Annotated in this window: 12 protein-coding genes; 1 reads left to right on the plus strand and 11 read right to left on the minus strand. The window is 70.1% G+C overall.

The genetic code is table 11. The annotated features are described in order from the left end of the window. On the minus strand, window positions 1-2529 hold the full coding sequence (locus tag OG746_RS03040; protein ID WP_266711304.1) for an ATP-dependent Clp protease ATP-binding subunit: 2529 nt from the start codon (window positions 2527-2529) through the stop codon (window positions 1-3). Window positions 2530-2959: 430 nt separating this feature from the next. On the opposite strand from OG746_RS03040, the gene OG746_RS03045 reads away from it, so the two are divergent. After that, the gene (locus OG746_RS03045; RefSeq protein ID WP_266711305.1) at window positions 2960-3607 is read left to right on the plus strand and encodes an SCO3374 family protein; all 648 of its coding nucleotides are present in this window, start codon (window positions 2960-2962) and stop codon (window positions 3605-3607) included. Here the strand turns inward: OG746_RS03045 and OG746_RS03050 are convergent. The 10 genes from OG746_RS03050 to OG746_RS03095 all read right to left on the minus strand — a co-directional run bounded on the left by OG746_RS03050 (window position 3586) and on the right by OG746_RS03095 (window position 11650). After that, window positions 3586-3921, minus strand: coding sequence for a histone-like nucleoid-structuring protein Lsr2 (locus OG746_RS03050; protein WP_266711306.1), 336 nt, complete (start codon window positions 3919-3921; stop codon window positions 3586-3588). The genes OG746_RS03045 and OG746_RS03050 overlap by 22 nt on opposite strands. A 249-nt stretch (window positions 3922-4170) precedes the next feature. Further along, a complete protein-coding gene (locus tag OG746_RS03055) occupies window positions 4171-4731 on the minus strand; it encodes an amino-acid N-acetyltransferase (RefSeq protein ID WP_266711307.1) in 561 nt (186 codons plus the stop codon). A 9-nt stretch (window positions 4732-4740) separates the two neighbouring features. Next, window positions 4741-5157: a BlaI/MecI/CopY family transcriptional regulator gene (locus tag OG746_RS03060; RefSeq protein WP_266711308.1), complete on the minus strand. Its 417-nt coding sequence runs from the start codon at window positions 5155-5157 to the stop codon at window positions 4741-4743. Between the two features lie 123 nt (window positions 5158-5280). Next, entirely contained in the window at window positions 5281-5469 is a 189-nt protein-coding gene (locus tag OG746_RS03065) for a hypothetical protein (RefSeq protein ID WP_266711309.1), read from the minus strand. A 13-nt stretch (window positions 5470-5482) separates the two neighbouring features. Continuing rightward, window positions 5483-6082: a hypothetical protein gene (locus OG746_RS03070; RefSeq protein ID WP_266711310.1), complete on the minus strand. Its 600-nt coding sequence runs from the start codon at window positions 6080-6082 to the stop codon at window positions 5483-5485. Between the two features lie 76 nt (window positions 6083-6158). Beyond that, a complete protein-coding gene (locus tag OG746_RS03075) occupies window positions 6159-6956 on the minus strand; it encodes a type III pantothenate kinase (protein WP_266711311.1) in 798 nt (265 codons plus the stop codon). Continuing rightward, window positions 6956-7957: a carboxylating nicotinate-nucleotide diphosphorylase gene (nadC, locus tag OG746_RS03080; protein WP_266711312.1), complete on the minus strand. Its 1002-nt coding sequence runs from the start codon at window positions 7955-7957 to the stop codon at window positions 6956-6958. The genes OG746_RS03075 and nadC overlap by 1 nt, the downstream gene beginning before the upstream one ends. Continuing rightward, window positions 7954-9669: an L-aspartate oxidase gene (locus OG746_RS03085; protein WP_266711313.1), complete on the minus strand. Its 1716-nt coding sequence runs from the start codon at window positions 9667-9669 to the stop codon at window positions 7954-7956. Before OG746_RS03085 ends, nadC begins: the two co-directional genes overlap by 4 nt. Beyond that, window positions 9669-10625, minus strand: coding sequence for a pantoate--beta-alanine ligase (panC, locus tag OG746_RS03090; RefSeq protein WP_266718683.1), 957 nt, complete (start codon window positions 10623-10625; stop codon window positions 9669-9671). The genes OG746_RS03085 and panC overlap by 1 nt, the downstream gene beginning before the upstream one ends. Window positions 10626-10705: 80 nt before the next feature. After that, a complete protein-coding gene (locus OG746_RS03095; protein ID WP_266711314.1) occupies window positions 10706-11650 on the minus strand; it encodes a Rossmann-like and DUF2520 domain-containing protein in 945 nt (314 codons plus the stop codon). Window positions 11651-11682: the final 32 nt, after the last annotated feature.

Genomic DNA, 11682 nt, shown 5'->3' on the forward strand with positions numbered 1-11682 from the left:
TTACGCCTCCTTGCTCAGGTTCGGGCCGCCACCGGCAGCCGCGTCCTCGATCGGCGGAGCGTCGGGCAGTGCCGCCTTCTCCTCGCCGCGGAAGGTGAAGGTCTTGTTCTCGCCCTCGCCCTCCGTGTCCACGACCACGATGTGGCCCGGGCGCAGCTCGCCGAAGAGGATCTTCTCCGACAGGCTGTCCTCGACCTCGCGCTGGATCGTGCGCCGCAGCGGACGCGCGCCGAGCACGGGGTCGTAGCCCTTCTTGGACAGCAGCTCCTTGGCGGACTGCGAGAGCTCGATGCCCATGTCGCGGTCCTTGAGGCGCTCGTCCACCTTCGTGATCATCAGGTCGACGATCTCGAGGATGTCGTCCTGGCTGAGCTGCGGGAAGACGACGACGTCGTCGACACGGTTGAGGAACTCGGGACGGAAGTGCTGCTTGAGCTCGTCCGACACCTTGTTCTTCATGCGCTCGTAGTTGGACTTCGAGTCACCCATGGCCGCGAAGCCCAGGTTGAAGCCCTTCGAGATGTCACGGGTTCCAAGGTTGGTCGTCATGATGATGACCGTGTTCTTGAAGTCCACGACACGACCCTGGGAGTCGGTCAGGCGACCGTCCTCCAGAATCTGCAGCAGCGAGTTGAAGATGTCCGGGTGAGCCTTTTCGACCTCGTCGAAGAGAACCACCGAGAACGGCTTGCGCCGCACCTTCTCCGTCAGCTGACCGCCCTCTTCGTAGCCCACGTAACCGGGGGGCGAACCGAAGAGACGCGACACCGTGTGCTTCTCGCTGAACTCCGACATGTCGAGGGAGATCAGCGCCTCCTCGTCACCGAAGAGGAACTCGGCGAGCGCCTTGGACAGCTCGGTCTTACCGACACCGGACGGACCGGCGAAGATGAACGAACCACCCGGACGCTTCGGGTCCTTCAGACCGGCCCGCGTACGGCGGATCGCCCGCGAGAGCGCCTTGACGGCGTCCTTCTGGCCGATGACCCGCTTGTGGAGCTCGTCCTCCATGCGCAGCAGACGCGAGGACTCCTCCTCGGTCAGCTTGAAGACCGGAATGCCGGTGGCGGTCGCGAGGACCTCGGCGATCAGATCGCCGTCGACCTCGGCGACGACGTCCATGTCGCCGGCCTTCCATTCCTTCTCGCGCTTGGCCTTCGCGGCGAGCAGCTGCTTCTCCTTGTCGCGGAGAGAGGCCGCCTTCTCGAAGTCCTGGGAGTCGATGGCCGACTCCTTGTCGCGACGCACGCCCGCGATCTTCTCGTCGAACTCGCGGAGGTCCGGCGGCGCGGTCATCCGGCGGATGCGCATCCGGGAACCGGCCTCGTCGATCAGGTCGATCGCCTTGTCCGGCAGGAAGCGGTCCGAGATGTACCGGTCGGCCAGCGTCGCGGCCTGGACGAGGGCCTCGTCCGTGATCGAGACGCGGTGGTGGGCCTCGTAGCGGTCACGGAGACCCTTGAGGATCTCGATCGTGTGCGGCAGCGACGGCTCCGCGACCTGGATCGGCTGGAAGCGGCGCTCGAGGGCCGCGTCCTTCTCCAGGTGCTTGCGGTACTCGTCGAGCGTCGTCGCACCGATGGTCTGCAGCTCACCGCGGGCCAGCATCGGCTTCAGGATCGAAGCGGCGTCGATGGCACCTTCCGCGGCACCCGCACCGACCAGCGTGTGCAGCTCGTCGATGAACAGGATGATGTCGCCGCGGGTGCGGATCTCCTTGAGCACCTTCTTGAGGCGCTCCTCGAAGTCACCGCGGTAGCGGGAGCCGGCGACCAGCGCGCCGAGGTCAAGCGTGTAGAGGTGCTTGTCCTTCAGCGTCTCGGGCACCTCGCCCTTGACGATCGCCTGGGCCAGTCCCTCGACGACCGCCGTCTTGCCGACGCCGGGCTCACCGATCAGGACCGGGTTGTTCTTGGTCCGGCGCGACAGGACCTGCATGACGCGCTCGATCTCCTTCTCGCGCCCGATCACCGGGTCGAGCTTGGTCTCACGAGCGGCCTGCGTCAGGTTGCGGCCGAACTGGTCGAGCACCAGGGACGTGGAGGGCGTGCCCTCGGCAGGACCGCCACTGGCGCCGGCGGTCTCCTTGCCCTGGTAACCGGAGAGCAGCTGGATGACCTGCTGCCGCACCCGGTTGAGGTCTGCTCCCAGCTTGACCAGGACCTGGGCGGCGACGCCCTCGCCCTCACGGATCAGGCCGAGCAGGATGTGCTCCGTGCCGATGTAGTTGTGGCCCAGCTGAAGGGCCTCGCGGAGCGACAGCTCCAGGACCTTCTTGGCACGGGGGGTGAAGGGGATGTGCCCGGACGGGGCCTGCTGGCCCTGACCGATGATCTCCTCCACCTGCTGGCGGACCGCCTCGAGCGAAATCCCGAGGCTCTCCAGGGCCTTAGCGGCGACACCCTCGCCCTCGTGGATCAAGCCCAGGAGGATGTGCTCGGTGCCGATGTAATTGTGGTTGAGCATCCGGGCTTCTTCCTGAGCCAGGACGACAACCCGCCGCGCGCGGTCGGTGAACCTCTCGAACATCGTTAATCGCTCCTCAGAGCGGTCAGGCAGTTAGGGGTCGGTCCCCTCCCTGTCCTTCCGCAGCTTAGTCCCGCAAGCGGGGACCGCTCATTCCATCTGCCGACACCCGTTCATGGTCTCCTGCCCCGAACGCCGACAACTGCTCCAACCCGATGGTGCGAGACGATGTTCCCGCAGGCCAGGCAGATACCCCCACCATCAGTACGCCGATGGCGAACGCGGGCTGCCCGTCCTGCACGTGTCGCCCCTCCCACTAGGGATGTCTTACCCGTAAGGACTGACACTCCATGCGGCGCACCCCGGTTCCCTCCGCTACGGGCGAACAACTTTGCGCCGCCCAGCGCTCCCGTACGCCCCTTTTCCGGACACACTACGCATGCAGTCGGCGACGGTGCGTAACCCCGAAGCGTCGGTGGCTGTTGCTCCTGGCATGGTCACCACCTCCGGCACGACCGTTCCCGCTCCCCGGCACCCGCTGACCGACACCGGACGCGATCCGGTTCGGCGGTGGTACGAGGACGAGCTCGGCTGGGCGACCGCGCCCGGCCCCGACGGCGCACTGCTCCACACCGGGCTGCGCTTCGACGTCCTGGAGGTGCCGGCCGACGCCGGCTTCGCGATGCTGCGCAGACTCGATCCCCGGTCACCGGTGGCCGTGCGCGGGGAAACGATGCGGCTGCTGGTCGCCGCGGGCAGCGCGGACGAGCTGCCGGGGCTGCTCGACTGGCTGGAGTGGGGGGCACTGCCCCTGGACCTCGTGGCCGTCGGGGCGGGCAGTCTCATCGACGCGCCGACGCCTCCGGGGTGGTCCGGCTCGCAGGAGGCCGCCGTCTGGGTGCGGCCCCCCGAGCCCGGCTGCGAGGTGGAACCGGTGCTGCCGGCCCTGACGAGCCTGACGGCCGTCTCGACCTGGTCGGTCGTGGGGGGCGGTGGGGGCGCCCCCGATCTCGTACGCCTCGTGGACACGGCGGCGACACACTGCCACCGGGCCCGGCTGCGTCGCGGCGCGGCTGCGCCGGCGACCACGTCAACAAAGCGACCAATGCGGCCGTCCCGTCAGCCGTTGGCCTTCTCGTAGGCCTCACGGATCGACTGGGGAACCCGGCCGCGGTCGTTGACCTCGTAGCCGTTCTCCTTCGCCCACGCACGGATCTGCGCGGTGTCCTGGTTGCCACCGCCGGACGTGGCGCGCGCCTTGCCCCGGCCGCTCGAGCGGCCACCGGTGCGACGACCGCCCTTGAGGTACGGCTCGAGGAGGCCACGGAGCTTGTCCGCATTGGCGGTGGTGAGGTCGATCTCGTACGACTTACCGTCGAGCGCGAACGTCACGGTCTCGTCCGCCTCGCCACCGTCGAGGTCATCGACAAGAAGGACCTGAACCTTCTGTGCCACCGGATTTCCTTTCATCGAAATCTGAAGGGCGGCCCCGCGACCACGGCCGCTGATTCGCCGTCCCCTTGTTATATGCAGTACTGCAGTACGTCGGAAAGCAAACCGCTTTTGCCCGAAAAACACAAACCCCTGGCTGAGATCGGGTAGAGATCCCGGAGTTGAACACTGCCCGCCCGACCCAAAAACATGCGCGATTCGGACATAGGGAACCGTTGCAAGCACGCATGCCGGAATAGCGCCCGGCGGCGATCACAGATGCAGAAGCATCCGGCTGTTGCCCAAGGTGTTCGGTTTCACTCGTTCGAGACCGAGGAACTCTGCTACGCCCTCGTCATAGGAACGCAGCAGCTCACTGTAGACATCGGTGTCGACCGTATCGACAGGTGTCTCACCGATCTCCACGAAGGCGTGCTTGGCGAAGAACTCGACTTCGAAGGTGAGGCAGAAAACTCGCCGAACACCGATCCAACGCGCGGTCTGAAGAAGCTTCTCGAGCAGAAGATGTCCGACACCGGACCCCTTGACCTGCGGATCCACCGCGAGCGTGCGGACTTCCGCGAGGTCTTCCCACATGACGTGCAGTGCGCCGCAGCCGACGACCGCGGCGTTGTCGTCGCGTTCCGCGACCCAGAACTCCTGGATGTCCTCGTAAAGCGTCACAGTGGCTTTGTCGAGCAGGATCCCCTGTCGGCTGTACGCGTCGAGCAGGCGGCGCACCTCCGGCACATCGGCCGTCCTCGCCCTGCGTACGGTGACTGCTTTACGGGTCGATTCGACGGGTGACGCGACTTCGGGGAGCTCTGCTGGCATGTCCGGACGCTATCGCCCGGCTCCGTCGCCCGCTTCCTCGGGGGCCGAGGGGACTTCGGCCGGTAGTTCGGGCGAGACGATCCGCATGGCATCCCTGAGTGCCTCGCGCTGTCCCTGCGACATCATCCCGAAGAACGCGACGAGGGCCGCGGCCGGGTTGTCGCTCTGCGCCCAGGCCTCGTTCATCAGCGCGGCCGAGTACGCGGCCCGTGTGGAGACCGCCTCATATCTATAGGCCCGGCCTTCCGCTTCGCGGCGCACCCAGCCCTTCTGATGGAGATTGTCCAATACGGTCATGACGGTTGTGTAGGCGATGGACCGTTCCTGTTGGAGGTCCTCCAGGACTTCCCTCACGGTGACCGGGCGGTTCCACTTCCACACCCGCGTCATCACTGCGTCTTCGAGTTCTCCCAAGGGGCGCGGCACGTGAAGCACAATAGTGGGAGAAGTCGGTAATTCAACGTGGGACGTGGCGACGATCGCCAAGCAATGACAAAAGGGGCGCCCGGTGGGCGCCCCTCACTGCCGATTCCGTACCGGTCGCGCCGCTCAGGCGGTCGCGTCCCGCTGCGGGCCGCCACCCTGCCGGGCGGACTCGGCGCGCGCGATGGCGGCGTCGACGGCCGCGTCTTCCTTGGCCTTCTTGTCGCCGCCCTGCGACTTCACGATGGTCACGATCAGACCGATGAAGAACGCGGCCATCACGACCGGGGGCACGAGCGCGGAGACGTAGTCCATGCCCCCAGAGTAGCTACCCGACGGCCAGTCGTTGCGACGGGGCCGGGGGTTGGGCGGGGCGGCGCTTCGGGGGGAAGACCTCGGCGGGGGTGGGGACCGGGCGCTGCGGTGTTTCGGGGGCCGGCTTGGCGGGCTTGCCGCCGTCCGCCGCCGACAGGCCGCCGGGCAGGGCGAGCAGGTGGGTGCGGGAGGCCGGGACGCGGGGCCGGTAGAGCGCGTCGAACTTGTCGCGTACGCCCTGTTCGGCCAGGTCGTGGCAGCGGGCGAGGAGGGCCACCGCGGCCGGGTTCGCGGGCAGCGCGCGCAGCGCCGAGAGGTCATCGGCGCCGGGCTTGTGGCCCGCCTCCAGAGCCTCCTTGAGGAGGCTCAGATAGCCGGGGGCGGAGCCGGGCAGGGCGGCCCGGTAGCGGTCGAGGTCGGAGCGGAGGAAGGCGCGCATGCGGATGCCTTCCCGGCTCGCTTCGTCGAGCGACTCCGCGAGTCGCAGGCAGGCCCGGACATCCTCGTCCGAGGCGGGGCTGGGATGGAGGGCGAGGGCGAGGGCGCGTCGGAGCACACGCAGCTCTTCTGCACCGAACGCCAGGCCGCCGCGGTTTCCGTAGGGCGTGGGCATGAAATGACGGTACGGCCTATTACGGACAAATCGGCTTAACCGGCAATTTCCGGGCGCGCCCCCGTCGCTCTGTCCCTCAGAGCCGCGAGACGTTCCGCTCGTAGACCAGGCGCAGCCCGATCAGCGTCAGCCACGGCTCGTGCTCGTCGATCACGGTGGCCTCGCCGAGGACCATCGGCGCGAGCCCGCCCGTCGCGATGACGGTCACGTCGTCCGGGTCGTCCGCGAGCTCCTTCGCCATCCGGTTCACGACCCCGTCGACCTGGCCCGCGAACCCGTAGACGATGCCCGCCTGCATCGCCTCGACGGTGTTCTTGCCGATGACGCTGCGCGGTCTGGCCAGCTCGATCTTGCGCAGCTGAGCGCCGCGCATGCCGAGCGCCTCGACGGAGATCTCGATGCCGGGCGCGATCACGCCGCCCGCGTACTCGCCGCGCGCGGACACCGCGTCGAAGGTCGTGGCCGTGCCGAAGTCCACGACGATCGCGGGGCCGCCGAACATCTCGACGGCCGCGACCGCGTTGATGATCCGGTCGGCGCCGACCTCCTTGGGGTTGTCCATGAGGATCGGCACGCCGGTCTTGATGCCGGGTTCGACCAGCACGGCGGGTACGTCGCCGTAGTAGCGGCGGGTGACCTCGCGCAGCTCGTGCAGGACCGAGGGGACGGTCGAGCAGATGGCGATGCCGTCGATGCCGTCGCCCAGTTCGTCGCCGAGCAGCGGGTGCATGCCCATCAGGCCCTTGAGCAGGACGGCGAGTTCGTCGGCGGTCTTGCGCGCGTCCGTGGAGATGCGCCAGTGCTCGATGATCTCCTCGCCGTCGAACAGGCCGAGGACGGTGTGGGTGTTGCCCACGTCGATGGTGAGCAGCATCAGGCGTCCGCCTCGCGCAGGTCGAGGCCGATGTCGAGGATCGGCGAGGAGTGGGTCAGGGCTCCTACGGCGAGGTAGTCGACGCCCGTCTTCGCATACGTAGCGGCGTTTTCCAGCGTGAGGCGGCCCGACGACTCCAGGAGCGCGCGGCCGTCCGTGATCGCCACGGCCTCCTCCGTCTCGCCCGGCGTGAAGTTGTCCAGGAGGATCAGGTCGGCGCCCGCGTCGAGCACCTCGCGCAGCTGGTGCAGGGTGTCGACCTCGACCTCGATCGGCAGACCGGGGAAGCGCTCGCGCACGGCCTGGAAGGCCTGGGCCACGCCGCCGGCCGCAACCACGTGGTTGTCCTTGACCAGGGCCGCGTCCGAGAGGGACATGCGGTGGTTGACGCCGCCGCCCATGCGGACCGCGTACTTCTCCAGGGAGCGCAGGCCCGGGGTCGTCTTGCGGGTGTCGCGGACCTTCGCCTTCGTACCGTCCAGAACGTCCGCCCACGCGCGCGTGGTCGTCGCGATGCCGGAGAGGCGGCACATGATGTTGAGCGCGGTGCGCTCGGCGGTGAGCAGGTCGCGGGTGCGGGTCGTGACGGAGAGCAGCTTCTGGCCCGCCTCGACCCGGTCGCCGTCCTCCGCGTGCCGCTCGACCTCGAACTCGTCCGCGGCCACTACGGAGATGACCGCTTCGGCGACGCGCAGGCCCGCCACGACGCCCGCCTCGCGGGCCGTGAAGTCGGCGGTGGCGACGGCCTCTTCGGGGATCGTGGCGACGGTCGTGACGTCCACGCCGCCGTCCAGGTCCTCGGTGATCGCCATGTGGGCGATGTCCTCGATCTCGACCGGGTGCAGGCCGGCGTCGACCAGCAGCTGGGCGAGCGACGGGTCGAGGCCGCACTCCATGACGTCGGTGCCGTTCTCGTCATTGCCCTGCGCACAGCCGCAGTTGTCGCCGCAGCCGCCGCTGTCGGCGAGGGGGAGGTCGGGGGTGGCGCTCACGTCGGTCACTGCTCCTGAGGGTTTTCTGCCGTTGCCGGAAAGTCTGCTGTGGGTGTGGTGTACGTGGCCAGAGTCCTGTCCGGATTCAGGCGTACGACGATGTGGCGGCGCCACGTGGCATCGTCGCGGTCCGGGTGGTCCTCGCGCCAGTGGCAGCCACGGGTCTCCTCGCGGCGGCGCGCGGCGGCGACCAGGACGCGGGCCACGCACAGGAGGTTGGTGGCCTCCCAGGTGTCGACCCCCGGCTCGGACGTCTTGCCGTTCTCCGTAAGGGAGTTGACCGCTTCGGCGTGGATGCGGCCGAGCTGGGCGGCGGCCCCTGCGAGGGAGTCGGCGGAGCGCAGGACGCCCGCGCCCGCTGTCATCACGCGCTGGATGGCGAGGCGGGCCTCCGGGGGAAGCAGCGGGTGCGTCGGGGTCTGCGGGTGCTCCACGGGCGCGGGCACGCGCGCGTGGAGGGCATTTTCCGCGTGCTGCCGCTCGATGTCGTCCGCGATGCGCTCCGCGTAGACGAGGCCTTCCAGAAGGGAGTTGGAGGCCAGCCGGTTCGCCCCGTGGACGCCCGTGCAGGCGGTCTCCCCGCACGCGTACAGGCCCGGCACCGTGGTGCGGCCGTACAGGTCGGTGCGGACGCCTCCGGAGGCGTAGTGCGCGGCCGGGGAGATCGGGATGGGCTCGGTGACCGGGTCGATGCCGTGGGCGCGGCAGGCCGCGAGGATCGTGGGGAAGCGGTGCTCCCACATGTCGGCGCCGAAGTGCCGCCCGTCGAGGTACATGTGGTCGGTGCCCTGCTCCTGCATGCGCCGCGTGATGCCCTTGGCGACGATGTCTCGGGGCGCGAGCTCGGCGAGTTCGTGCTGGCCCACCATGAAGCGCACGCCGTCCGCGTCTACTAGGTGGGCACCTTCGCCGCGTACGGCTTCGGAAACGAGCGGTTGCTGTCCTTCGGCGCCCGCGCCCAGGAACAGCACGGTCGGGTGGAACTGGACGAATTCCAGGTCGCTGACCTCGGCGCCCGCGCGCAGGGCGAGGGCCACGCCGTCGCCCGTGGACACGTGCGGGTTCGTGGTCGCGGAGAAGACCTGGCCCATGCCGCCCGTCGCGAGGACGACCGCCGGGGCGAGGACCGCGCCGACGCCGTCGTGCTGGCCCTCCCCCATGACGTGCAGGGAGACGCCGGCGGTGCGGCCCTCCGCGTCGGTCAACAGGTCCAGTACCAGGGCGTTTTCGACGGTGCGCAGTCCACGCGCGCGTACTGCTTCGACGAGTGCGCGGGAGACCTCGGCGCCCGACGCGTCGCCGCCCGCGTGCGCGATGCGGCGCCGGTGGTGGCCGCCCTCGCGCGTCAGGTCGAGCGAGCCGTCCTCGGCCTCGTCGAAGCGGGCGCCGGTCGCGATCAGGCGGCGTACGGCGCCGGGGCCCTCGGTGACCAGGGTGCGTACCGCGTCCTCGTCGCACAGGCCCACACCCGCGACGAGGGTGTCGTCCAGGTGCTGCTCGGGGGTGTCGCCCTCGCCGAGCGCCGCCGCGACGCCGCCCTGCGCCCAGCGCGTGGAGCCGTCGTCGAGGCGGGCCTTGGTGACGACGACCGTGCGCAGGCCCGCGGCCTGGCAGCGCAGCGCCGCGGTCAGGCCCGCGACTCCGGAGCCGACGACCACGACGTCCGCTTCGAGGTTCCAGCCGGGGGTGGGGGCGTGGAGCCGTATACCGGTGCTGCTCACTAGTGGCCTCCGAAGGTCAGCGGCAGGTTGTCGATGAGGCGGGTGGCGCCCACCCGCGCGGCGACCGCGAGCACGGCCTCGCCCTCGAAGCCGTCGGTCACGTCGGTGAAGTCGCGGGGGTCGACGAGGGCCACGTAGTCGAGCTCGATCGGCGGCTGGAGCCGCTTGGCCTCGTCGAGGATCAGGCGGGCCGCCGCGAGGACTGCCGAGGGGCGGCCCGGGGACGCCGTGGCGACGGCGTGCGCGTCGGCGGCGGCACGGGCCTCGCCGATCCTTCCGAGCGCCTTGGCCCGCGCGCGCGGGGTCGGGCTCTCGGCGGCACGCGCGCGCAGGGCCTCCTGCGCCGCATGCCGGTCGCGGCCCGTGAACAGGGCGTCGGAGAGGGCCAGCGCGGTGCGGCGCTCGGCCGGGGACAGGTAGCGGTTGCGGGAGGAGAGCGCGAGCCCGTCGTCCTCGCGGACCGTGGGCACGGCGACGATCTCCACGTCGAAGTTCAGATCGCGCACCATGCGGCGCACCAGGGCGAGTTGCTGCGCGTCCTTCTGGCCGAAGAGGGCCACGTCCGCGCGCGTGAGGTGCAGCAGCTTGGCGACCACGGTGAGCATGCCGTCGAAGTGGCCGGGGCGCGAGGCGCCTTCGAGGCGCTCCCCCATGGGGCCCGCCGTGATGCGGACCTCGGGCTGTCCGCCCGGGTAGACCTCGTCGACGGACGGCGCGAACACGGCGTCGGCGCCCGCCTGTTCGGCGATCTTCACGTCCGCTTCCAGGGTGCGCGGATAGCGGTCGAGGTCCTCGCCGGCGCCGAACTGCAGCGGGTTCACGAAGACGGTGACGACCACTTCGCCGTCCGTCCCCGCGCGGGCCCTGGCCGCGCGGATCAGGGTCGCGTGGCCCTCGTGCAGGGCGCCCATCGTCATGACGACGACGCGCCGGCCGGTACGCGTGCGTGCCCGCATGTCCGCGCCCTTGTGGACGAGCCGCGTGTGCGACGTCTTCGTAGGGCTCGCCTTTATGGAGTCCGTGGGGCTCGTGGGGCTCATCGGGTTTCCTCCGCACCGGTCGCGAGGACACCCAGCAGGTCCTCGGCGAGCTCCGGCTTCAACAGGCCGTGCGCGAGCGCGCGGTCGGCGGTCGCACGGGCCATCGCGAGATAGCCGGCGACGGTCTGCGGCGCGTGCTTGCGCAGCTCCGTGATGTGGGCGGCGACGGTGCCCGCGTCGCCGCGCGCCACCGGGCCCGTGAGGGCCGAGTCCCCGGACCTGAGCGCGTTGTCGAGCGCCGCGCCGAGCAGCGGGCCCAGCATCCGGTCGGGAGCGCCCACGCCCGCCTCTCGGAGCAGCTCCATGGACTCGGCAACCAGGGTGACCAGGTGGTTCGCACCGAGCGCGAGGGCCGCGTGGTAGAGCGCGCGGTTCTCCTCCGCGATCCACTCGGGCTCGCCGCCCATCTCGATGACCAGGGCCTCCGCGGCCATCCGCAGCTCCTCGGGCGCGGTGACACCGAACGAGCAGCCTGCCAGCCGCTGGACGTCGACTGCGGTGCCGGTGAACGTCATCGCGGGGTGCAGCGCGAGCGGCAGTCCGCCCGCGCGCAGCGCCGGTTCGAGGACCTTGGCGCCGTACCGTCCCGAGGTGTGCACGAGCAGCTGGCCAGGGCGTACGGCGCCGGTCTCGGCGAACCCCTCGACCAGGCCCGGCAGGACGTCGTCGGGGACGGTGAGGAGCACCAGATCGGCCTGCGCGAGGACCTCGGCGGGCGGCACCAGGGGCACGTCGGGCAGCAGCGTCGCCGCCCGGCGCACGGAGGCGTCGGAGACTCCTGAGACGGCTACGGGGCGGTGCCCGGCCAGTTGCAGGGACGCGGCGAGCGCGGGACCGACACGGCCCGCACCGACGACGCCCACGGTGAGGCGGGCGGGGCGGTCCTTGGGGGCGGGGGGCTCATTGGGGTCGGATCGTGGGTTCGGAGGGGGTGTTGTCACGAGGCGATGGCCTTCCGTTCCAGTCCGCTCGG

The organism is Streptomyces sp. NBC_01016, assembly GCF_026341035.1.
Taxonomy (GTDB): Bacteria; Actinomycetota; Actinomycetes; order Streptomycetales; family Streptomycetaceae; genus Streptomyces.

Bases quoted from the DNA above. Each gene is read 5' to 3' on its own strand.
- OG746_RS03065 (WP_266711309.1), bottom strand. From the start codon at position 5,469: ATGGACTACGTCTCCGCGCTCGTGCCCCCGGTCGTGATGGCCGCGTTC.
- OG746_RS03040 (WP_266711304.1), bottom strand. From the start codon at position 2,529: ATGTTCGAGAGGTTCACCGACCGCGCGCGGCGGGTTGTCGTCCTGGCT.
- OG746_RS03070 (WP_266711310.1), bottom strand. From the start codon at position 6,082: ATGCCCACGCCCTACGGAAACCGCGGCGGCCTGGCGTTCGGTGCAGAA.
- panC (WP_266718683.1), bottom strand. From the start codon at position 10,625: ATGCGGGCACGCACGCGTACCGGCCGGCGCGTCGTCGTCATGACGATG.
- OG746_RS03075 (WP_266711311.1), bottom strand. From the start codon at position 6,956: ATGCTGCTCACCATCGACGTGGGCAACACCCACACCGTCCTCGGCCTG.
- OG746_RS03045 (WP_266711305.1), top strand. From the start codon at position 2,960: ATGGTCACCACCTCCGGCACGACCGTTCCCGCTCCCCGGCACCCGCTG.
- OG746_RS03055 (WP_266711307.1), bottom strand. From the start codon at position 4,731: ATGCCAGCAGAGCTCCCCGAAGTCGCGTCACCCGTCGAATCGACCCGT.